Source organism: Desulfosporosinus sp. BICA1-9, assembly GCF_000802135.1.
In genome coordinates this window covers 38,252-62,032 of sequence record NZ_JUEE01000144.1, presented here as the reverse complement: position 1 = coordinate 62,032, position 23,781 = coordinate 38,252, and the positions used below count along the sequence as shown (strand labels likewise).

Sequence of the window (23,781 nt, the reverse complement as noted above, 5' to 3'; positions counted from 1 at the left end):
TAATTAATATGTTAATATTATCTTTTATACCACCACCTGTAATAATCATAATACATTATATTTTACAAATTTTCTGATTATTCTTTTAAAATCGTACCATGTGTAGTAATAAATTACTACCTCTGAATAGGTTTAATATTTTCAGAAAATTCCACCTGCTTCATACGAATTGAAGCCCTAATATTATAATTCAGCTCAATATTTTTGTAGGCTTAAATTAAGTAAAGACCTGCCCGGTCGGGTTAGAATATCTCGAGAGTTTTGTTAAGAGGATAAATATTGATAGCTTTATCAAAAAGAGAAGCAAACGATTAGCGTGCTTCTCTTTTGAAAAACTTAATGATAATATTTACCTATACTATACTTCCTTTATTAAATTGACAAAATAAAAATTTCAAAAGTAGTGCCAAAATCCCTTTTTCAACATATTACTTTTCTAATTAGCAAGAACTCTCTTCAAGATTTTACCACTCGTATTTTTTGGTAGTTCATTAACGAATTCTACAATCCGAGGAACTTTATAAGCCGCAATTCGTTTCTTACAAAAAATAATAATTTCTGCTTCATTAATTAGGTGGCCCGGTCTAAGAGTAACAAACGATTTAGGGATTTCGCCCTTAACATCATCTCTAACTCCTATTACTGCAACCTCTAAAATTGCTGGGTGGGTATACAAAACCTCTTCAATCTCCCTTGGATAAATATTGTAACCTCCACAGATTATCATATCCTTTTTACGATCAACGATATATAAATAGCCGTCCTCATCAACCATCCCAAGATCTCCAGTATGGAACCAACCGTCAATAACTGCTTCTGAAGTGGCTTCAGGCATTTTCCAATATCCTTTAAAAAGACCAGGTCCTTTAACTACGATTTCGCCGACTTCTCCTTGTAACGCAGGATTATTTTGAGTATCTTTGACAATAACTTCCCAAGTATCGGCAGGCAAACCAATCGAACCAGCTTTCCCATGTTCTAACCGTCCATAGGTACAGGTAGCACTTGTTTCCGTTGAACCATAACATTCACAAAATCCAGTCCCAAAGGTTTCAATAATTTTTGGAATATATTCGGCGGGCATAGCTGCACCTGCCGACTGGGCGAAACGCCAAGCCTTCAAATCGTACTTATGAGGATCTTCTAAATAAGTTTGTAGCATATAGATGTACATTGTCGGCACTCCAGCGAAATGGGTGACTTTAAACTCTGAAATCAATTCTAAAGCCTTATCCGGAAAAAACCGCGGCATAGTTACAATAGCCGCCCCCTTGTACATCGGCCCTAAAACAGTCAGGACAAAAAAGATGTGACAAAAAGGGGTGCCTGTAAAAAAACGGTCTTGGTCACTGACCATGAGTACATAACAAGCATTTAATTCCGCATTACTATAAAAATTACTGTGACTAAGCATTGCTCCTTTAGGTTGTCCGGTTGTTCCTGAAGTATAAAGGATTGTTACTATGTCATCCGGAGCACAATCAACTGGCGTAAGGTCTTCCGACTCCCCCTCTAACATTTGGTGATAAAATATGACATCCGTCTGACTACTCTCCCCTACCGAAACAATCTTTTCAAGTAAAGGGGTTTTATCTCGAATCTTCAATACTTTGTCCATCGTTTCCCCAGCTAAACAAATTAAAAATTTTGCTTCGGAATTATTAACAATATACATGATCTCAGGGCTTTGAAACATCCAATTGAAGGGTACCGCGATAGCTCCAAGCTTAACAATAGCAAAATAGCTCACAAGATATTCCGGCGAATTAGGTAAACAAAGTGCAACACGGTCATCTTTACTGACTCCCAACTTCTTTAAAGCGTTACCCATCTTGTTAACCTGATGATTAAATTCTATCCAGCTGTAGTTCGTGGTTTCCGATATTACTGCTAATTTATTAGGAATTCTATTAATATGCTTTTCAATTATTAGGGATAAGTTCATTTAACTTCACTCCTCCTCGGAACCAGTTGTAAATTCTTCAAAATGTCCCATCTTGTTCCTAATAATTATATTTTTCTATTGTAAGCTTATAAAAATAGAACCAATAGGATAGAAACCATTTATCACCTCCTAAATTAAGTCATAGCATGCTGGGTATAAGCAATTAATAAAATTTGATCTAATAGCTTGATTGGTCTATTATTTCAATTGCCAATGTTTTTAAAATTATCTGAATATATAAAGTATAGCACAAAGATATTTTTTACAACTCCTCTGAAGCAGGTGTAAATTTAGAATATCTTTCACCTGCTTCCATTTAACGAATCTTCTAAGAAATTATAGCAATTATCTAAATATTTGGTATAATTAATTAATAGATCCTCAGAGAATACAAGGAGGTATGAGATGAGAGTCTCCGAATTACGTTTAGGAGAACTACTTGAATTCCTACCTGAACAAGGCAAAATCCTCTTAAAAGGCTCTCGCGTAGTGATCTTTGATGCTGCTTCCCTAGGAATGTTGCGTAAAGATTTAATCGATACATTGGGTATGGACAGGGCTAAAGGTTTCCTGATTCGTTATGGCTGGTCCTGTGGCTTTCAAGCATATACGAGTATAAAAAAACAGTTCCAATGGGATGAAGATCAGGAGGGAATATTTACCGGCCCCATCATACATACTCTAACTGGCTTTGCCTTAAACGAGTTCTTTTGTCATATAGATCAACAGACAGGTGCCACCTATTATAAAGGGCATTGGACAAATTCCTATGAGGCAGAACAACATTTACTACATTTTGGTCAACACCATGAACCAGTGTGCTGGAATTCGGTGGGATATGCTAGTGGCTATAGTTCTGCTCGCACAGGGAAGAAGGTTATCTATAAAGAAGTACAATGTGTAGGGCAGGGTGATGCTCAATGTACTTATATTGGCAAGACGGTTGAGGATTGGGGCGATGAGATAATCCCAGAACTAGCCTATTATGAAGTTAGTAAAATCAGCGAAGTACTGGAAGCAGCTCATCAAAGAATTACGATTCAAAACAAAATTCTGGAACGGACAGTCACTATTCATGAACAGCTGACTCAATGCATTCTTAATGGCAAAGGGATAGAAGATATCACCTCCACTCTTGCTAAGCTAATGAAATGTATTGTAGTTTTGGAAGATAACAATTTAGTCCCACAATCCACTTGTTTTCCAGATCAATCTGTCACCCATGATCTTCTGACTTCTTACCTTCCGATTTTGGCCAGCCCTTACTTCAATAAAACTTCCGCTTTTTTCCTGAAACAAAAGCGTCCCTTTCAAATAACTGATAATTTTAAAGATTTTTTTCTTTGTCGTTTAGTTTCACCAATTTTAGTTGGCAATGAACTGCTTGGTTTTGTATCCTTACTTCGTACAGACTTACCCTTTTCGGAATTGGAGAATATCGATTTAGAGCATGCCGCAAGTGTTTTTGCTCTAGTTATATTAGAGCAAAAAAAAATCGCCGGCGTCGAAAGGCGATTAAAGGGTGATTTTGTTGATGACTTATTATCAGAAAATATCTCTGATTCCAATTCTATCATTAATAGAGCGCAAAGACTTAATTATGATATTACCCTTCCTCATCGGGTTCTTGTTTTAGATATCCAAAACTTTACCTCAGTAGTAAAACCTTTCGATCAAAATGAAGAGAGAATCTTGCAATTCAAAACTGAGTTAGTCAACACAGTTCAATTATCCTTGAAGCGTTTAGGAAAAGGAATGGTCGTCAACAAAAGCGATAATTTAATCATGCTTGTCCAACTGCAAGAGCTAGATTGTTCAGAAAAAGCCACTAGGCAACTAGCTAAAGAGATCATCAAACAAGTCTCTATTCGTTTTCCTAAGATTACACTATCGATAGGAATTGGAAGTTGTTGCCTAAAGCTGACAGATTTTCGCCATTCCCTTCTATCTGCGAAAAAGGCCTTAGAAATTGGAAAAACTCTAAAAAACCAAAGCCAAGTAATCTCACTTGAACAATTCGGTACTCATGCTCTGCTTTTTAACGCCTTGGACCCTAAGGACTTATACGAATTTGCTAACAGCCAAATAGGCCCTCTTTTATCCTATGATAAAACCTATCAAACCCAACTTATGCCTACACTTCAAGAGTTTCTTAGTCACCGCGGTAATGTGGAAGGAACAGCAAGATCTATGAATATGTCGATAAGTGGTTTAAAATATCGATTACAACGAATTGAAGAAATTACTGGGCAGGATATTAAGGCTGGTCAAGCCTACTTTAATCTGCACTTAGCAGTAAACATCCTTGAATTAGTAGGAGAGGACAAAATTAAATTTTAAAAGCTTGTCTAATGTCGAACAGACGACTCAGCGGCGGCCCGTCGAAAACGAGCCATTCTGCGAACGATCGTTGACTGATTTACGCCCAAGGCGGCGGCAGCCTTATAAGTACTACCATATTTCTCTAAGGCCCTGTCAATAAGTTGTCGTTCAACTTCATCTACCGCTTCTTTCAAGGGCATTAAGGAATTCACTGATACTCCTCTTAATTCACTGGCACTCCGTTTAAAAGGAATAGGTAACTGAGATACTAGAATTAATTCTCCGGCCGAAACCACCATTAATCGCTCAACCATATTTTCTAGCTCTCGAACATTACCTGGCCAATCATACTGCAGAAAAGCCTCAATTACCTCGGGAGAGAATTCTCGTTGAAAACCGTACTTCTTACTAAATCTATCTCGGAAATGATAGATTAGAGGAATGATATCCTCTTGCCGTTGACGCAAAGGCGGTATCACAATCGGAACTACATTTAATCGAAAGTACAGATCCTCTCTAAATTGCCCCGCCCTGATCATCTCTTCAAGATTCTTGTGTGTAGCAGCTAGGATTCGCACATTGACTTGGCGCGGTTTTGCCCCTCCAACGGGAACAATTTCCCGTTCTTGAAGAACCCTCAAAAGTTTAGACTGAAGATTAAGGGGAAAATCACCAATTTCGTCGAGCAAAATCGTCCCATTATGAGCTAGCTCGAACATGCCGATCTTGCCTTCTCGACGGGCCCCCGTAAACGCTCCCGACTCATATCCAAAGAGTTCCGATTCTAACAAATGCTCTGGTATTGCCCCGCAATTTAGTTTTATAAAAGGACCATCGGCGCGGTTGCTCTGAGTATGAAGAAGCTTCCCTATACCTTCCTTGCCGACACCTGATTCTCCGAATAAAAGCACGGTAGAATCGACCTTAGCTACTCGCCTAATTAATTCGAATACGCGTTCCATCTCAGGACCAGTGCCTATCATTCCCCCTGTCTCCTGACGATTACGCAATTCGGATAGCTCCTGGTGGTACTGTTCACTTAAACGTTTAGCATCAATTAGTTCCTGTCGGAGTTGATTAAGGCTGGTCATATCTCTAAGGTTTATTACAACCCTCATAAGCTTTCCTTTTTCATCGAAAACAGGACTACCTGTGACAAGCAAACTATGATTATGCTTATTTTCCATAATTGTAACCGGTTTCCTGCGTTGCAGAACTAAGTCAACGAGTGAATGAGCATAGGTAATCTCTTCAATTTCCTGAATTGCTCTGCCAATCAAATTCTGAGCATTACCGAGACTCAATTTTTCAAAGGTATGGTTATACCTTAGCACTACGCCAGTCGAATCGGTAACGAATAAACCATCTGAGGAGGACTGAATGATTGAATCGAGTTCACTATTTAGCTCCTTAACTGTGGCCAATTCCTGTGATACCGATTCGATCTCTGAGATATCTTGAAATACACCAACAGCTCCAGTAATCCTACCGTCCTGGATTACTGGATCTCTATTCATGATATAAGTCCCCCTACCCACTCGAAACTTTTGGGAATACTCCGATTTTCCCGTTTCTAGCGTCTCCATAAGACCAAGAGGCACTAAGACATCTAAGACATGGCGACCAATGGCTCTTTCACGAGAAACCCTAGTAAATCGTTCAGCTGCCCTATTAAATGAATTTATCATCCCATCGCTATTGATCACTACAATACCATTATGCGCAGAGCTTAGTACCGCTTCCAGTTCTTTCACCTGGAATTCGGCTTCTTGATATAAAGCAACCGCCAGGTCCGCACGGCTTAGAACTCCAACGATCTGCCCATCCTCTTCAATGACCACAGCCAAATTAAATTGGTAAGCCCATGCCTCACCTAGACGCAGAGACGGCTTAATAACCACTGGATCACGTTCCACCGCCTCAAGGCAACTCAGTTGTGCAGATGAACTGTTATTATCGATTACTCTCTCGACAAGGGTCTTCATTGTAACTATCCCTATCAAATTACCGGTTTTACCCACCACAGGCCAGCCAGAAGAATTAGCTTCGATAAGCCTTTGTAATGCCTCCAAACAAGAATTGTTCTCGCTAAGACAAACAGGAATCTGGGTCATGACCTCTTCCACCCACATCATAACTGTACCCTAGTCTCCAAATTTTTTTCTAATCTTTGCTGGAGATACAAGTCTTCCACCTCTTTCTTAAAGGGTTATTCGAGTTTATTTACGCAAAAGTAGCAAATAAGACCTTATTATGAGGAAAGTGTTGACTAGTTTTCAAAATCATATCTTGACAAACGGGGTCATTACATGGCATGATACTTCTATATATAATTAACTGAATATTCAAATTGGACAGACTAGTCTGAAATATAATCTTGTGCAAACCTTTTTTGCTGATGTCACCAACCAATATATTTTTCGGAGAAGCTAAAGAAAACTTTGCTAGCGCCCACGAAGACACTGACTTCGCACGTATTAGTCATCTTGAAGACACTGTCTTCGCACGAATTAGTTATTCTGACAGCGCTGGCTTTGGATGGAAGAAATGAGGGATCAGCTTGAAGCTTCGTGCCATACTGGTAGATGACGAATGCTCCGACAGTCAAGAACTTCGCAACCTACTCCAGCCCTTTGAGAATGTTCAAGTCGTCAGCAAGGCTGCAAATGCCTTAGAAGCCCGAGAGTTAATCTTGAATCTAGATGATTCTACTTACAACACAGCTCACGAAGAATACGCGTTTGCCTTAAATGCTTTAGAGCATCTACTTAAACCTATTCACCCTAAACGACTGGAAGAAGCGCTATTGAAAGTGCGCCAATTAAAAGGTAACCTAACTGGGCCAAAGAGTAATCCGCCCCCTATTAAACGTGAAACTATTCCACCTAAGCCTTTAGAAGTTGTACCAGTTGAACTTAGAGGTAAAATTATACTATTACACCAGGACGAAATAATCTATGTCTATACCGATAAAGATAAGGTCTACATAAAAAGCTTAAAGGAGTCTTACCTGACCCGTTTTACCTTACGCGAGTTGGAATTACGTTTAAACTCCACTCTTTTTTTTCGCTCTCATCGTTGTTATTTAGTGAACATTCAACGCATGCGAGAACTCATTCCATATTTTAATGGAACTTACACCATAGTAGTCGATGATCTTGAACGTAGCGAAATCCCAATGAGCCGGACCAAATCCCGAATACTCAAAGAGATGTTAGGTCTTTAGAGTCGTATTTATGAAAAACCGAGGCTACGCCTCGGTCTTTATATTAAACCATGGAAATCCAAACCCAAACGTTGTACAAAACCTTATCTGAACAAGTCTTACATATATAATAAAAGCCACAGGCTTTGTACAGCTGGTGGTTTTATTTTATTGTATACTATCTCAAGAAGGTTATCAAGAGATTATCTTACGCACTGACCTTGGCCATTTCCTGTACTCAGAAAAAATTCTTGCTTTGTTCTGTCAGGCTTAGATCTCAAAGCTGAAAGCATATAAAAAAACACCTTTCCGTTTGCTCAATGATAGTTCGAAACACGAAGCTTTCCTTGAGCAAATCTTGAAAGGTGCGTATAAGTAGCCGACAGTATCTTATTTCGATAATGCTTGTTTTTTAAGCTTCTCATTCATTTGACAAGCAACGCGGAACAGATCTATACCCGTTAATCCTATTGAATCTAAGGTTTTATGATAAATATGGATGAGTTTTTGCAAAAGGTCTGTTTTTGATTTATCCTCCCGCAAACGCTTCATTTCAGCAGTCACTTCTTCTATTAGTTCCTTTGTGATAGCGACTCCTGACTCCGTAAGTTCTTTTTGCATCCCCAGTAAACCATGTTCAATAATTTGGCCGCCAGAGTGTTTACCGTAAACGAAAGAGGTCTTCTGTCCTACTAATTCAGATGGAATAGCCTCATAAATACGCCGATCAATGAGTACACCCGCCGTGTGTATACCGCTTTCGTGCGTGAAAACATGGGGTCCGATAATTGGGCAATGTGCCTGGATTGGCATACAGGCGTATTTTTCAACCAGGCGGTACAACTCCTGCAGCTTTTCGTATTTGAAACCAGGAATTTCGATGCCATAGAGCAATTTCAAGGAAACCACTACTTCGTGGAGAGGTGCGTTTCCCGCCCGTTCACCGTAGCCTGCTACCGTAGTGCAGAAAGCCTTCGCACCATACTTAATTGCTGTGATAGTATTGATTGTGCCAAACCCAAAATCATTGTGGAAGTGTACCAATAAAGGTACCTCAGGCATTGCCTGGACTATCTCTTCTGTATATTTGGCAGTTGCCTCCGGAGTCAAAACCCCTACTGTATCTGGCCAGGAAGGTCTCGTGCCACCTGCAGCAAGCCCCCGACGGAACAGTTCAATACAATAATCAACATCCGCTCGCGAACCATCTTCTCCACCGAACTCGATATGAGTTACCCCTTTGGATCGAGCGTAACGGATTGCTTCCTCCATCATCTTCAGGTTGGCTTCTTTGTACCATTCGATTGGCCGATCTTCATGTTCGGCGTCAGAAATACCCTCCCTATGAAGTAGGGTTTTACCAATTTTATATTTATTGTGTAGATTGGATGCCGTCGTAAAGATGAAAAAAGTTACTTCTTCTGGGGAGATATTTATCCCGTTCAGAACCTCAAGGGTTGCGTCAATATCTCCTTTATGCGAACGACACATTACCACAATTTCAAGATCGGCGCGTAATTCACCACGACGCTTGGCTTCCATAATCAAGCGCAAAGCCTCTTGTTCCGTAGCTGATACTCCGGGGAACCCCACGTCGATAATGTGAACTCCAATATCGCTTAAAGCCTTAGTAATCTCAAGCTTTTGTTCAGGGGTATAGGCCACACCAGGCATTTGCTCTCCGTCGCGAAGGGTGGAGTCGTAGATACGAAGTTCACCAGGATCTGGAAATTTAATATCTTTCGTAAACTCCAACGGACTATGCAGTAGTTGTTCAATAGGCTCACGCAACATAACCCTACCCCCTCGTTAATATTTCGATGACAAAATCACCGATTTGACTGGTAGAAAGTCCTGAATCTGCGCCCAAGGAGGGAACCTTGCCAGACATCAACAAATTTTGGAGGGCTTTGTCAATTTTGACAGAGGCTTCTGTTTCTCCAATATAGTCCAAAAGCATAGCCATAGCAGCAATCGCGGCCATTGGATTAGCGACATTAAGACCCGCATATTTTGGAGCAGAACCATGAATCGGTTCAAACATGGAAACCTTACCTGGATGGATATTCCCTGAAGCAGCTATACCGAGTCCACCTTGGATCATCGCGCCAATATCTGTGATAATATCACCGAATAAATTACTGGTAACGCCCACATCAAACCATTCTGGATTTTTAACCATCCACATACAAGCAGCATCTATATAGGCGTGTTCCCTTTGAATATCAGGATATTCTGCACCGACTTCTTCGAAGGTTCTAGTCCAAAGATCCATAGCTCGTATCGCATTCGCCTTATCGATTAAGGTTACCTTTTTCTTTTTATTGCGTTTTCTGGCTAATTCAAAAGCATAACGAATAGCCCTTTCGCACCCTTTACGGGTGAACACCATTTCGGCTATGGCGACTTCATCTGGAGTGCCCTTCTTAAAGATTCCACCTAAACCAGAATAGGCATCTTCTGTATTCTCACGAATAATAACCATATCAATATCTTCTGGCTTTTTGCCTTTAAGAGGACAAAATTGCTCTGCGTACAGTTTGATCGGGCGCAGATTAATATAGAGATCTAATCCAAAACGCATTCCCATGATAATGGGGCGCTCGATAAAGCCTGGCTCTACTCGTGGATCACCTAGGGCTCCAAGGTAAAGTGCATCCATCGTTTTGTATTCATCTAATATTGATTCTGGCATGGTCTCTCCGGTTTTCAGATAGTGATTGGTCGAATATGGATAATGAGTCAATTCATAGGAAAACCCCTGTTGTCGAGCTACAACTTCCAAAACCCTAAGTCCTTCGGCGACAACCTCTGGGCCTACTCCATCCCCACCAATAACTCCAAATCGAAAGTTGCGTGGATTGTCTTTATTCATCTTTAGCTCCCCCCAATCGTTCACCTGCATAGGCCACAAGCCCACCGGCATCCATAATCTTCTGCATAAAAGCGGGAAATGGAGCTGCTTGGAACGTTATTCCCGTCGTGAGATTGGTTACTTTTCCGGTCAGCGGGTCTATACTGATTTGCTGACCTTTTTCAAAGTCTTTAGCCACGTCCGAAATTTCAAAAATAGGTAGTCCAATATTTATACAATTTCTATAGAAGATCCGAGCAAATGTTGGGGCAACTACGGCCGCCACTCCGGCAGCTTTTAAGGTCAGAGGCGCCACTTCTCGAGATGAACCACAACCAAAGTTATTGTCAGCTACGATCACATCTCCGGGTCTAAATGTTTTGACAAAGTTTGGATCTAAGTCCTCTAACACATACTTCGCTAATTCTGCAGGATCAGATATATTACAATAACGGCCTGCTATGATCAGATCGGTATCAATATCCCGACCTAACTTCCAGACTTCTCCTTCAATCATCGTCGTTTCCCCTCCGTTCTTAGCGATTATTCTAGTTGACCAGGGTCTGCTAATCTGCCACTTAAGGCTGAGGCTGCTGCTACAGCTGGGCTAGCTAGGTATATCTCACTAGTGACATGACCCATACGGCCGACAAAGTTGCGATTGGTGGTGGATACACAACGCTCCCAATCAGCTAAAATACCCATATGTCCTCCTACACAAGGACCACAGGTTGGGGTAGAAACAACGCATTCTGCTTGAATAAAGGTCTCCAATAGTCCTTCCTTCATCGCATCAAGGTAGACTTTTTGGGTACCTGGGATGATGATGCAGCGTACTCGCGGATGGATTTTTTTCCCTTTTAGAAGTCCGGCGGCGATACGCAGGTCTTCAATCCGTCCGTTGGTACAGGAGCCGATCACCGCTTGATCGATAGATACTTCACCCACTTGAGAGATAGGTTTTGTGTTCGAAGGTAAATGTGGGAAGGCAACTTGGGGCTCGATATCGGCCATATCAAAAACGATGGTTTGAGCAAAGTTAGCATCTGGATCACTTGTATAAACCGTATAAGGTTGATTGGTGGCTGCTTTGACATAGGCCTCAGTTTTAGCATCTACCGCAAAAATACCATTTTTTGCGCCTGCTTCAATCACCATATTAGCCATTGTCAATCGTTCTGCTACGCTGAGTTCCTCTATGGCCTCTCCGCAGAATTCTAAAGCACTATAGATAGCCCCATCCACACCTAAACGTCCAATCATGTAGAGAATCATATCTTTACCAGAAACCCAAGGTCTTTTCTTCCCTTTAAATTCAATCTTGATCGTGGGTGGAACCTTTAGCCAAACTTCTCCTAAGGCCCACGCCACAGCGATATCAGTTGATCCTACTCCGGTAGCGACCATACCTAACGCTCCATAGGTACAAGTATGAGAATCTCCACCAATGACCAGTTGGCCCGGGCGTACCAAGCCTTGTTCTGGAAGTAGGACGTGTTCAATACCCATTCGGCCTACTTCGTAGTACAAGGTGTTATGTGCTAGAGCAAACTCTCGGACCTTTTTGGCAACTCTGGCGGATTGAATATCTTTATTGGGGGTAAAGTGATCCGGGATGATGACAAGTTTTTGAGGATCAAAGACGTTCTTAGCCCCTTTAATTTTGCCAAACTCTTCGATAGCTACGATAGCTGATAGTTCATTGGCCAAGACTAAGTCCACTTTAGCGTTAATGATCTGACCGGGACGTACTTCGCTTAACCCAGCGTGAGCGGCTAGAATTTTTTCTGTCATAGTCATAGACATAGTGAGCTTCACCACCTCTTGATTTCACATTTCTTTTATCCGCATTAAGACTTCCACTTCGATAAGTGAGTTTTCATTTCAAAGGTCTGCTTCACCAAGTATTCGGTTTAGTTATTGTGTTCTCGAAGGTCCACTACTCGCTTAGCTTTACCTTCACTACGCAGCAAAGTCTTGGGAGCAACAACTTTAATCCGGGCATTGAGGCCTAGTACTTGCTGTAATTCAGCACCTATGTGTTCTTGTACCTTTTTCATGGCCTCATCCCCTTGGGCATGTAATTCATGGGTACATTCCACGAGGACTTCCAGGTCATCCATATAGCTTGCTCCGCGGTCCACAACGATGACATATTGGGGTTCCAGTCCCTTAATCGTTAAAATCACACTTTCAATCTGAGAAGGGAAAACGTTGACGCCTCGAATTATTAACATATCGTCAGTACGTCCAGTGATACGCTTCATACGAGCTGTAGTGCGCCCGCAGGCACAGCTTGACCTATCGATAATGGTTCGATCTCTTGTTCTATAGCGCAGGACTGGGAAAGCTTCTTTCGTAAGGGAGGTCAGGACCATTTCACCTAAGCTCCCAAGTGGTAGAGACTCTCCTGTATCTGGATCGACGGTCTCTACTATGAAATGATCTTCGGAAATGTGCAATCCATCGTGATAGGGGCATTCAAACGATACTCCTGGGCCCATCATTTCGGTAAGCCCGTAGATATCGAAGGCCTCAATGTTGAGTTTTTCTTCGATTTCACGTTTCATTTCCATCGTCCAAGGTTCAGCCCCAAAAAAGCCTACTTTAAGTTTAAGATCCCGCGGTGGATCGACACCCATTTCCTTGGCTTGTTCAGCCAGTACTAAGGCATAGGATGGGGTAGCCATCAGGACTGTTGCCCCAAAATCTTGCCAAAGCATTACTTGGCGTTTAGTAAGCCCTCCAGATACTGGAATGACTACTGCTCCAACACGTTCCGCTCCATAGTGAGCTCCCATGCCACCAGTGAAGAGTCCATAACCATAAGAGTTGTGCACAATATCGGCATTGGTAACTCCACCAGAAGTGTACACTCGAGCCATCAATTCAGACCAACTATTGATGTCGTTGGCTGTATAGCCCACCACGATCGGTTTACCGGTGGTGCCACTTGAAGCGTGCATGCGAACGATCTTAGCGATTGGTTCGGCGAACATTTTAAAAGGATAATTATCGCGAAGGTCATTTTTGGTGGTAAAGGGTAATTTAGTAATATCTTTAAGACTTTTGATATCTTCGGGTTTAACTCCTAAAGCGTCCATTTTCTCTTGATAGGCCGGTACTTTAGTGTAACAACGCTGGACTGTTGCTTGGAGTCTTTGCAGTTGTAACTCTTCCAGTTTCGGGCGCGGCATAGTCTCATGTTCGTGGTCCCAGATTAAGCATTGTTTAGCGTCAGGCGCAGGTTTTTCCACCGTCTGAACCCTCCTTAACTACTCTTAGTGTCTCAGTCTTCACTTGATGTGAGAAACTAGTCTTTCGCTATGGCTGCTTGAGCCCTTGCTTGGGCCATTTCTTTGCCTGCTTTAAAGGCCTGTAGGTTGATATCGACAAGTTTTGGCGGAATACGTTTCCGAATAACTCTTTCCCAAGCTTGCTGGGAAAGATCCAAGTGAGCGGAAAGAGCCCCCAGAATGATTAGACTGCTGACTTTAGGATTGCCTAGGGCTTTAGCTTGGGATGTAGCCAGAATTTCTTGGATTTGAAAGCCTTTACTTTGAACAAATTCCATGATTCCGGTGGGATAAGGTTGATATTCACCCATCTGACCAGGCATGACTTCAATGTCATTGATCAGCATCAGACCCCCTGGTTTGAGATAATGTCCGTAACGTACTGCTTCAAGCCTTTCAAAGGCTACTAAGATATCCCCAGTACCAGTGCGGACGGTGGGTGAGTAAACTTGGTCACCGAAGCGTAGATGACTGACCACGCTCCCTCCTCGTTGGGCTACCCCATGTACTTCTGTTTGTTTAACTTGGGCATATTCCTCGGCAGCAACTAAAGCGAGAACTTCACTGGCCAGAAGTACGCCTTGCCCTCCGACGCCACAGAGGAGTACGTTCGTTACCTTTGACATTTTTATTCCCCCTTTAAGTGAATGGCGTCAAATTTACAGGCTTGGGCACATAATGAACAGCCTGTGCAGGATACATCATCAATGAGTGCTTGTTCTCCAGGTAATACTGCTGGGCAACCGATACGTTGACAAGCCCCGCACTGATTACATTTATCGAAGTCGATGACATAGGGTGTTTTGGGTCTTTGCTTTTCGCCACGAGCGAAGATACAAGGTCTGTTCGTGATGACAACAGAGGGTCCCTCATGGTCGAGAGCCTCTTTAATGGCTTGGTTCATTGCTTTTTGATCAAAGGGATCGGCCACTTGAACATGTTGAACGCCAAGGGCTTTAACGAGGTTTACTAAGTCTAATTTGGGGACTGCTTTCCCTTGAAGGGTGAGTCCTGTCGCAGGATGTTCTTGGTGACCCGTCATACCAGTGGTACTGTTATCCAGAATGACGATGGTGGTGTTGCCGCCGTTGTAAACAACGTCAATTAGGGACGGCATTCCGCCATGAATAAAGGTCGCATCTCCAATGACTGCTGCAACTTTGTTCATTCCTCCAAGTTCAAAGCCAAAGGCGTTACCAATTGAGGTTCCCATGGCAAAGGAGGTATGCATTGCCCCTAAGGGTGGTAGGGCGCCTAGTGTGTAACAGCCAATATCTCCGGTGACTAAGGCTCCCGATTTTTTGAGGGCGAGGTAGGCTCCTCGATGTGGACAGCCTGCACAAAGTTGTGGGGGGCGGCTGATGATGTTAAATTCATTGGAAAAGTCCTTGACAGGTTGTTCGTTGAATAAGCATTTACCTAAAACGTCTGGGCTGAATTCGCCGGTGCGGGGGAAGATATCTTTGCCGCTGATATTGGTGACTCCCCAAGCTCGGATTTGGTCTTCGATGAAAGAATCCAGTTCTTCAATAATGTAGACTTTATCGTATTGGGCACAGAAATTGAGGATCATTTGCTTTGGTAAGGGATAGGTGATCGCTAGTTTAAGTACGCTAGCCTCTGGAAGTAGTTCTTTAGTATAAGTGTAGGAGGCCCCACTAGTGATAACCCCTATTTTACTGTTCCCTTCCTCGATACGAGTGTAGGAATAAGTCTCAACAAACGCGCTAATTGCTTCGAATTTAGCATCCAGTTTGGCTTTAAGCGCTTTAGCAAAAATGGGCACTACCCAGTTAGGTACGTCTTTAACAAAGCCTTTAGTTTCCCCTACTTCACTACGTTCGCCCAGAGTTACCATCCCTTTACTGTGTGAAACCCTCATGGATGTCCTGAAAAGCACGGGGGTCGAGAATTTCTCGCTCAGTTCGTAAGCGAGTTTTAGATAATCTTTGGCTTCTTGAGGATCACTTGGTTCGATCATAGGTATTTGTGCTAATCTAGCAAAATAGCGATTGTCTTGTTCATTTTGGGACGAATACATCCCTGGGTCATCGGCTGAGATGACTACAAATCCACCAATTGTTCCAGAAAACGGGAATACCATGAAAGAATCTGCTGCAACGTTAAGTCCGACGTATTTCATCGAGCATAAAGCACGTTTGCCAGACATGGCCACTCCCATAGCTTCATCAAAGGCTACTTTTTCGTTCGCTCCCCACTGAGCTTTGATTTCAGGATATTGGGATATAACTTCAAGTATTTCTGTGCTGGGGGTACCAGGATAACCCGATGCGAAATAGACTCCTGCCTCATAAGCTCCTCGGGCGATGGCATTGTTGCCTGCCATAAGCATCCGTTGGCCGGCATCTTGCGTCATTTTTCTTTAACCTCCTCATTGGCTTAAATCTAGCCAAATTATCCCTTTTAGATAATTCTAATATATCAAAATATTCAATCTTTTTACATAGTCGAGCCATGAACTGTACTTAATTTAGGTTCTACGGTTAATAACCCACTGTTAACGAAAACTGAATTACCCGTGAACGGTTGTTTTGGAGGGTGATCAGTATACAAGGTGGTGTATCTTCAATAATCAACCTACTAGTCTCTTTACAGCTTTCTATTTTGTGGGTTAAAATACTATAAGAACTTGTTTTTAAAATGTTCGGAAAAATTATGCTACATTTCCACTAAAAGGGGGGGACAAGAAAAGGCATGAAAACATTAATGACAGGTAATGATGCAATTGCTCGGGGTGTCTACGAATATGGTATCAGCGTTGCTGCAGCCTATCCTGGCACACCAAGCACAGAAATCCTCGAAAATATTGTTAAATACCCAGAAGTTTATTGTCAGTGGTCGCCTAATGAAAAGGTAGCCATGGAAGTAGGCATTGGCGCAGCTATTGCAGGTGCTCGTGCCATTGTTACCATGAAAATGGTAGGTGTCAATGTAGCTGCCGATCCACTTTTCACTGTAGCTTATACCGGCACGCGAGCTGGCTTAGTCTTAATATCAGCCGATGATCCAGGAATGCACTCTTCACAAAATGAACAGGACAATAGGCTATACGCGGCTTTTGCCAAGATACCTCTGTTAGAACCCTCGAACTCCCAAGAGGCTAAAGACATGGTTGGCTTGGCTATGGAAATTTCTGAAGCCTTTGATACCCCAGTCATGTTACGAATCACAACTCGGATAGCACATTCCCAAAGTTTAGTAGAACTTAAGGAGCCGATGGAACGAGTTGTCAAACCTTATGAGAAGGACCCGCGCAAGTACGTTATGCTACCTGGACACGGGCGGGCTCGCCGCTTAATCGTTGAAGAGCGAATGCAGAAACTAGCCACCTATTCGGAAACTGTGGCAGTCAACTATATGGAGATGAAGGATCCGACCGTCGGTGTCATCACCTCTGGCATCTCCTATCAATATGTCAAAGAGGCCCTGCCTCAGGCTTCCATCCTCAAATTAGGTCTAACCAATCCTTTGCCTTCAGGCTTAATTAAAGAATTCGCAGCCAAAGTCAACAAGCTCTATGTCATTGAAGAATTAGAGCCCTATCTGGAAAAAGAAATTCGTCTTTTAGGCATCGATGTCATTGGCAAGGAACTTTTCCCGCCTTATGGAGAACTCACCGTTCGAATGATTTCGGAAAAGGTTACGGGCCAAAATGGAATACCCCTCGCCAAACCCTTTGACTCCCCATTTAGACCCCCGGTCATGTGCCCAGGCTGCCCACATCGCGGAATGTTCTACACCTTTAAGCAACTCAAACTTGTTGTTTCTGGCGATATTGGCTGTTATACCCTGGGAACCATGGCTCCCCTCGAGGCCATGGATACTTGTATCTGCATGGGTGCCTCGATATCTGGAGCTTTAGGAATGGAGAAAGCTCATCCAGAAATGGCGGAAAAGATGGTTGCTGTCATCGGAGATTCCACCTTCCTCCATTCAGGTGTTACTGGTCTGATGGATGTGGTTTATAATGGGGGACACACGACCACCGTAATTCTGGATAATTCCATTACAGCCATGACAGGCCACCAAGAAAACCCGTCTACAGGCAAGACTCTCATGGGGCAACCAGCTCCTCAAGTCGACTTTGTTGCCTTGTGCAAGGCTTTGGGCGTAAAACGGGTTACCGAAGTTGATCCCTTTGACCTAGCAAACGTTAAAGAAGTTATCAAGACCGAAATAGCAGCCCCTGAACCCTCGGTGATTATTGCCAGACGGCCTTGTGCACTGATTATCAAAAATACGGAAAAACCTCTTCAAGTCCAAGACTGCACAGGCTGCAAAATGTGCTTGAAACTTGGTTGCCCAGCGCTCTCCTTTGACGAAGAAAACAAGACAGCCCTAGTAGACCAAGCCCTATGCACAGGGTGTGGCCTATGTATAAACGTCTGTAAATTTGATGCCTTGAGAAAGGCTGGTGATGCTTAATGTCTAAGATAATTAATGTTTTACTCGTCGGAGTAGGAGGACAAGGGACTATTCTAGCCTCCAAAATTTTAACCCATGTCGCACTAGCCGAAGGTTACCAGGTTAAAATGTCTGAGATCCACGGTATGGCCCAACGAGGTGGATCAGTAGTTACTCAAGTTCGCATGGGGGAAGACGTTTACTCTCCGGTTATTGAACCAGGAGAAGCCGACTTTTTGATCGCCTTTGAACAATTGGAAGCCTATCGTTGGTCTCACTACTTGAAAAAAGATGGGGTCTTAATTGTTAACACTCAAAAGATAGTACCTTTACCTGTACTCATCGGATCTGCAACTTATCCAGAGACTATCCTTGTCGATCTCAAAGGTCGAGTTGAGCGTTTTGTCGAATTGGACGGACTAAAACTAGCTTCCGACGCTGGCAATGCCAAAGCCACAAATGTTGTGTTAATGGGTGTCCTCTCTCAGTATATGGATTTCCCAGAGGATGCCTGGCAAAGTGCCCTTGTAGAAAAAATCCCAGCCAAGCTGCTGGAATTGAATAAAAGAGCCTTTGCTTCTGGGGTTGCCCTAGTAAAGTAATTCGTAACTTATTTGACATCTCAATTTCCGACATACTATTTTAAAGTTATACTAAATAAGGTCGTTGCGTACTTTTGCGCGACGACCTTTTGCTTGGAATATGGTATTGTTCTAGTAATAGCCAGGGTATATAATAATAATATTAAATAACTGATTATTCTGAATTAGGGAGGCTGGCAAGTGATTTATCCATCACTCGATTTTCCACCCTTTAATACTTTATCTGACGAGGTTATAGCGGATTTAATGCCAAAGCTCATTCTCAAAACCTATGCTAAAGATACCTTCATCTTTACTAAAGGCCAACCATCGATCGGCTTTTTGCTAATTATTATAGCCGGTACCGCAGGAATAATTGCAGAAGGTGATAACCCTAGCTCCAATGTGCTATCCTTACGCTACGCAGGAGATCTTTTTGGAGAATCTATATTGACTGGTAAAACTTACCCTGCATCTGTAAAGGCTGTAGAAGAATTGACGTGCTATTTATTGAAAAAGGAGATCTTCGAGGATTTACTTCAAACCCAGAACAACTTTGCTGGTTTTTTCAGTAATATTTTAACTCAACGTCTTCGAGATATGTACGACCAAATGGTCCAAGAGCAACCGTTTGACTCTTACGGACATAGCTCTGAACCCTTTAAACATCGACTTAAAGATATTATGTCAACACCAGTTATGACTTGTTCCCCTTCAACACCGATCAGTCAAGTTGCTAGAATTTTTTCGCAGCAACATATTAGCACTATCGTAATTATAGGGACAACCGGGAAACTTTTGGGCTTAGTCAGTGAAAGAGATTTAATTAATAAAGTCCTAGCTTTAGATTGTAATCCTGCCATTGTATTTGCCTCAGACATTATGGATAAGACTCCCCCCACCTTACCACCCGATGCATTTTTTTATGAGGCGTTATTAACGATGATTAAGCGCCATGACAAGTATATCTTAATAGCCGAAAATGGATTTCCTCTTGGGGTTATCACAATGGGAGACCTTACGCGGTTGCGAAAAACCAGTACTCTGAGCATTGTCAGCAGAATTGAATCAGCTAAAACCACTACCGAACTTAGTCATGCTGCTAAACTTATCCAGAAGGTTACTGTTAATATGGTGTCGGATAAGGCTTCTGCTAATGAGATCTGCGAGGTTGTTTCAGAACTCAATGACCTTATTACCCGTCGCCTCTTAGTTTTAGCCGAAGAAGCGCTAGAAAAATGCGGTTTAGGCTTACCCCCACTTGATTACTGCTGGTTAACCTTGGGAAGCGGTGGGCGCAAAGAACAGACTCTCTCTTCTGATCAAGACAACGCCCTTATCTATGCCGAACCACCACTAGATCAAGAACAAGCAATCAAAGAGTATTTCCTCACTTTAGCGAATTTTGTCGTTAATGGACTTGAAGAAGCTGGCTTTCCCAAGTGCCAACATAACATCATGGCCAGTAACCCAGATTGGTGTCAATCTCTACAGGCTTGGAAAACTTCTGGTGACAGTTGGATTTTCACACCTACGGAGGATTCCTTTCGGAAATTTACAATTTTCTTGGATTTCCGAGCGGTTTATGGACAGGAAAAACTGGCCCAAGAATTACGGGATTTCGCCCATCGTCTTTTCCGCTTAGCCCCCTCGATTCTTCACCATATGGCTAAAGATGATCTTCAAACCAGAGTACCATTAGGGCTCTTCAAGCAAATTATTTTAGACAAAAAGCAAGGACATAAGGATGAGGTCGATATCAAGGGTTCCGCCTGTGTTCATATTGTTGACTGCATACGTATTTTTGCAATGCGTGAAGGCATTCTTGATACCTCAACTCTGGCTAGATTAAATAAACTCGTCTCACTCGAGGCAATATCTGCCGATGATGCTGAGTATTATGAAGCTGCTTACCTTTCTCTAATGATGTTTCGGATCCGGGGAAACTTGCAGAAGTTGAGTCAAGGACTTGTTCCAGATAACTACCTTAAACCAAGTGACCTAAGCAAAAGACAACGCACAGTACTACGCGAGAGTCTTATCGCGATAGACCGCTTGCAGACATTTACCGGTTCTAGCTTTAGGGTGGAAGGCTATCTGTAATATCGATGCTCGAAGCACGATGCACGAAACACTTATCACCTTCGAGCTTCAAACTACAGCTTCTGAAGTAGCCCGAATTGCTGATTTTGATTTTTAGCTTCTGACATCCGACTACTGGATTCTGACCTCTAGCCTCTAATCTCTGGCATCTGTCTTCTGGTCTCTGTTTTCAGGCATCTGGTATCTAATTTAGGAGGAAATGTATCTTGTTTACAATTTTGCTTAAACTAGTTAAAAAGAGCCCCATGGACCCCTATCTACTCAGCTCACCGGGATTAAACAGCTTGCATGATAAGGTTACCATCTTAAGACACCAAACTTGGCCGGAATATCGCTTAGATAGTAGTCGGTTCGTAGTTTTCGATACCGAAACAACCGGTTTTTGTTATAATAAAAAGGACGAGATCATCTCCGTAGGTGCCGTAGCCATTGAAAACGGCCTAATCACCGAATCTTGTTTCTCAGAATTTGTTAACCCCAATCGCTCTATTCCGACAATTGCTACAGAGATTACTGGAATTACCGATGAAATGGTTGCTGATAGCTCAGATGTCTTAACTGTATTAGACAAATTTTTAGAATTCAAAGGGCTTTCCCCCTTAATCGCTCATACTGCGTCTTTTGATTTAAACTTTATTAATATAAAACTTCGTAGATATTGTGGTCATAGGCTTAATACACCCACTATCGACACTCTTCTACTGGCAAAATTACTTTTTCCTAGCGAGGAAAACCTTCGTTCTCTGGATTCTTTAGCTAAATATTACAATATTGACCCTATAGGAAGGCACACTGCCCTTGGGGATGCCCTTATTACCGCCCAAATTTACACAAAAATGCTGGACAGTTTATACAAGTTGGGAATAGAGACTACTTATCAGCTGGCCAATCATCTAATGTTTAAACATTTAATCTAAGAAAATAGTAAATAGTTTAAGAACCACGATAATTAAGAGCCTTCAACTTTGAAGGCTCTTTTAATTGATCAAAATTCTTAATTTTATCCACGTTCAAGGCACCCACTTAGATTAGTGGGTGTTGCTTATTCACTCTAATCATAATCAGACAACATACTTACCCTCTGCAATGACTGCAGCGGCAATCTCTTGTCTTAAGGCAATAACATTCCGCGGAGTATAAACCACTAATTTCTTAAGGTCTAAAACTAACGCCTCAAGAGTTTCAGCATCTGCTAGAGCGGATAAGCTTTCCTTAGCAATAAGCTCTAACTTGCCGATTTGAGAATATATGAAAGCATCAGTCAGATCGTTTTTAAGCTTAACTCCAGCTTCACCATGCTTAGCTAGGGCTTTCTGTGCTCTTAACCAAACACTTTCCATAGCAAAGGCTCCCATCGCCAAGTCAGCCAGTCGGCCTAAAATCTCTTGCTGCTTGAGCAGGGTATCTCCATACTTATCGAGTCCCGCTCCAAAAATGTAAAGAAAGATATCTTTAGCCGCCTGGACCAGATCTCTTGTTCCCTCTCGAGTTATTATACCAGAGTTGAGTTGTTCCTTTAGCTTCTCTAAGGCTTGTTTAAGATCTAAATCCCCTTTAGCTACCCGACGCAAGATTGTCGTCGGGATCAAAATACGATTAATTTCATTCGTTCCTTCAAAAATCCGATAAATGCGGGCATCTCTATACAGTCTTTCAATCGGATATTCCGAGATATAGCCATACCCGCCGTGAATTTGCACGCCTTCATCAACAACGTAGGCTAAGGCTTCTGTGGCAAACACTTTGTTCATGGAGCATTCTAAGGCATATTCTTCAATCCCTTTGGCAGCTAATTGCCCTCCATCTGCACCAGAAATGTCCATACTATGTAAAATGTTTTCCAATAAACCTCCAGTCCGATAAACCATGCTTTCTATCGCATAAGTCCTGATCGCCATTTCGGCTAATTTCTCTTTAATCAGTCCGAAGTTGGCGATCGGGGTTTTAAACTGTTGGCGTTCGTTAGCATAAGTTGTTGACAGTTCCAAAGCGAACTTAGCATGGCCCACGGAGTTTGCCGCCAGCTTTTGACGACCCATATTTAAAACATTAAAGGCCACGACATGCCCTCGTCCAATTTCGAACAAGAGGTTTCCCACTGGCACTTTGACATCTTCAAAGACTACAGCCCGGGTAGAGGAGCCTTTGATCCCCATTTTCTTTTCTTCAGCGCCAGTAGACAGCCCGTCTGAGTTGCCATCAACGATAAAAGCGGTAAATTTTTCTCCGTCGATTTTGGCATAGACAATAAAGACATCCGCCATTCCAGCAGTGGTGATAAACTGTTTGCTGCCGTTCAAGATATAAAATTGGCCATCAGCACTGAGTACGGCTTTCGTTTTAGCTGCTAAGGCATCTGAGCCAGCTCCTGGTTCTGTCAATGCATAAGCACCGATTTTTTCACCGCTAGCAAGGCCCGGCAAATATTTTTTCTTTTGCTCAGCATTACCAAAAAAGACGATCGGTAGACTGCCTATCCCAGTTTGGCCACCTTGGGTCATGGCAAACGAACCCGAGCGACCAAATCCTTCAGCAATCAGAGTTGAACTGATTTTGTCTAGGTCCATACCTTCATATTCCTCTGGGATATCTGCGCTCAAAAGACCTAGTTCCCCAGCAGCTTCCAAAAGTTCACGAATTAGACCTTCCTTTTTTGCCTCTAGATCATCCATGCTAGCTAAAACTCTGTCTGTGACAAAGTCGTTGACCATTTTGGCTATCATTCTGTGTTCTTCGGTAAAATCTTCAGGGGTAAAAATATCTTGAGGATCCGTAGGGCTAAGTAAAAAACTTCCCCCTTTAGGTAAATTCATGATTTTCACCTCGCTTGTGTTCATTAAACGCCGAAATGTACTGCATACAACTGAAAGTTATACTTTCTGCCTAGTAAAAAGACGGGAAATCTCAAAAAACAGAGACGTCCCCGTCTTCGATGCGCGATGCACGAACTTTGTCACTCTATACTCGTAGTTAGAATTCAAAGGTGCGATATTTAACATTTGACGTTCATGCTTGATGTAAAACTGCCCACCTAAATCTCTCGCTCTGAT

General features: G+C 42.5%; 16 protein-coding genes. 6 read left to right on the top strand and 10 right to left on the bottom strand.

Features of this window, described 5'->3' with window-relative positions:
* Nucleotides 1-436 precede the first annotated feature (436 nt).
* Nucleotides 437-1,945: a class I adenylate-forming enzyme family protein gene (locus tag JL57_RS17645; RefSeq protein WP_034143328.1), complete on the bottom strand. Its 1,509-nt coding sequence runs from the start codon at nt 1,943-1,945 to the stop codon at nt 437-439.
* A 405-nt stretch (nt 1,946-2,350) separates the two neighbouring features.
* On the opposite strand from JL57_RS17645, the gene JL57_RS34730 reads away from it, so the two are divergent.
* Nucleotides 2,351-4,285, top strand: a complete 1,935-nt coding sequence (locus JL57_RS34730; protein ID WP_291300225.1) for a XylR N-terminal domain-containing protein — start codon at nt 2,351-2,353, stop codon at nt 4,283-4,285.
* Between the two features lie 8 nt (nt 4,286-4,293).
* Here the strand turns inward: JL57_RS34730 and JL57_RS17635 are convergent, their stop codons facing one another.
* Nucleotides 4,294-6,402 carry a sigma-54-dependent Fis family transcriptional regulator gene (locus JL57_RS17635; RefSeq protein WP_291300224.1) on the bottom strand — a complete coding sequence of 703 codons (2,109 nt, stop codon included), beginning with the start codon at nt 6,400-6,402 and terminating at the stop codon, nt 4,294-4,296.
* Nucleotides 6,403-6,827: 425 nt separating this feature from the next.
* Between JL57_RS17635 and JL57_RS17630 the strand changes: the two genes are divergently transcribed.
* Nucleotides 6,828-7,493 (top strand): LytTR family DNA-binding domain-containing protein, encoded by a 666-nt coding sequence (locus tag JL57_RS17630; protein ID WP_034143327.1) that lies wholly within the window; start codon nt 6,828-6,830, stop codon nt 7,491-7,493.
* Between the two features lie 369 nt (nt 7,494-7,862).
* Here JL57_RS17630 and JL57_RS17625 read toward each other — a convergent pair whose 3' ends face one another.
* The 7 genes from JL57_RS17625 to iorA (JL57_RS17595) all read right to left on the bottom strand — a co-directional run bounded on the left by JL57_RS17625 (nt 7,863) and on the right by iorA (JL57_RS17595) (nt 15,999).
* The gene (locus tag JL57_RS17625) at nt 7,863-9,266 is read right to left on the bottom strand and encodes a LeuA family protein (RefSeq protein WP_291300223.1); all 1,404 of its coding nucleotides are present in this window, start codon (nt 9,264-9,266) and stop codon (nt 7,863-7,865) included.
* Between the two features lie 4 nt (nt 9,267-9,270).
* Nucleotides 9,271-10,347: a 3-isopropylmalate dehydrogenase gene (locus JL57_RS17620; RefSeq protein WP_034143326.1), complete on the bottom strand. Its 1,077-nt coding sequence runs from the start codon at nt 10,345-10,347 to the stop codon at nt 9,271-9,273.
* A complete protein-coding gene (leuD, locus tag JL57_RS17615) occupies nt 10,340-10,843 on the bottom strand; it encodes a 3-isopropylmalate dehydratase (RefSeq protein ID WP_034143325.1) in 504 nt (167 codons plus the stop codon). Before leuD ends, JL57_RS17620 begins: the two co-directional genes overlap by 8 nt.
* Before the next feature lie 26 nt (nt 10,844-10,869).
* On the bottom strand, nt 10,870-12,132 hold the full coding sequence (gene leuC, locus JL57_RS17610) for a 3-isopropylmalate dehydratase large subunit (protein WP_034143324.1): 1,263 nt from the start codon (nt 12,130-12,132) through the stop codon (nt 10,870-10,872).
* Nucleotides 12,133-12,239: 107 nt separating this feature from the next.
* On the bottom strand, nt 12,240-13,523 hold the full coding sequence (locus JL57_RS17605; protein ID WP_034143342.1) for a phenylacetate--CoA ligase family protein: 1,284 nt from the start codon (nt 13,521-13,523) through the stop codon (nt 12,240-12,242).
* Nucleotides 13,524-13,639: 116 nt separating this feature from the next.
* A complete protein-coding gene (locus JL57_RS17600) occupies nt 13,640-14,248 on the bottom strand; it encodes an indolepyruvate oxidoreductase subunit beta (protein ID WP_034143323.1) in 609 nt (202 codons plus the stop codon).
* 2 nt (nt 14,249-14,250) lie between these two features.
* A complete protein-coding gene (iorA, locus tag JL57_RS17595; RefSeq protein ID WP_034143322.1) occupies nt 14,251-15,999 on the bottom strand; it encodes an indolepyruvate ferredoxin oxidoreductase subunit alpha in 1,749 nt (582 codons plus the stop codon).
* 338 nt (nt 16,000-16,337) lie between these two features.
* Between iorA (JL57_RS17595) and iorA (JL57_RS17590) the strand changes: the two genes are divergently transcribed.
* From iorA (JL57_RS17590) to JL57_RS17575, 4 genes are all read left to right on the top strand, one after another.
* A complete protein-coding gene (iorA, locus tag JL57_RS17590; protein ID WP_034143321.1) occupies nt 16,338-18,068 on the top strand; it encodes an indolepyruvate ferredoxin oxidoreductase subunit alpha in 1,731 nt (576 codons plus the stop codon).
* Nucleotides 18,068-18,649: an indolepyruvate oxidoreductase subunit beta gene (locus JL57_RS17585; protein ID WP_034143320.1), complete on the top strand. Its 582-nt coding sequence runs from the start codon at nt 18,068-18,070 to the stop codon at nt 18,647-18,649. Before iorA (JL57_RS17590) ends, JL57_RS17585 begins: the two co-directional genes overlap by 1 nt.
* 180 nt (nt 18,650-18,829) lie before the next feature.
* Nucleotides 18,830-20,731 (top strand): DUF294 nucleotidyltransferase-like domain-containing protein, encoded by a 1,902-nt coding sequence (locus JL57_RS17580; RefSeq protein WP_034143319.1) that lies wholly within the window; start codon nt 18,830-18,832, stop codon nt 20,729-20,731.
* A gap of 206 nt (nt 20,732-20,937) precedes the next feature.
* On the top strand, nt 20,938-21,648 hold the full coding sequence (locus JL57_RS17575) for a PolC-type DNA polymerase III (protein WP_291300222.1): 711 nt from the start codon (nt 20,938-20,940) through the stop codon (nt 21,646-21,648).
* 144 nt (nt 21,649-21,792) lie between these two features.
* Here JL57_RS17575 and JL57_RS17570 read toward each other — a convergent pair whose 3' ends face one another.
* Nucleotides 21,793-23,547, bottom strand: a complete 1,755-nt coding sequence (locus JL57_RS17570) for an acyl-CoA dehydrogenase family protein (protein ID WP_034143340.1) — start codon at nt 23,545-23,547, stop codon at nt 21,793-21,795.
* Nucleotides 23,548-23,781: the final 234 nt, after the last annotated feature.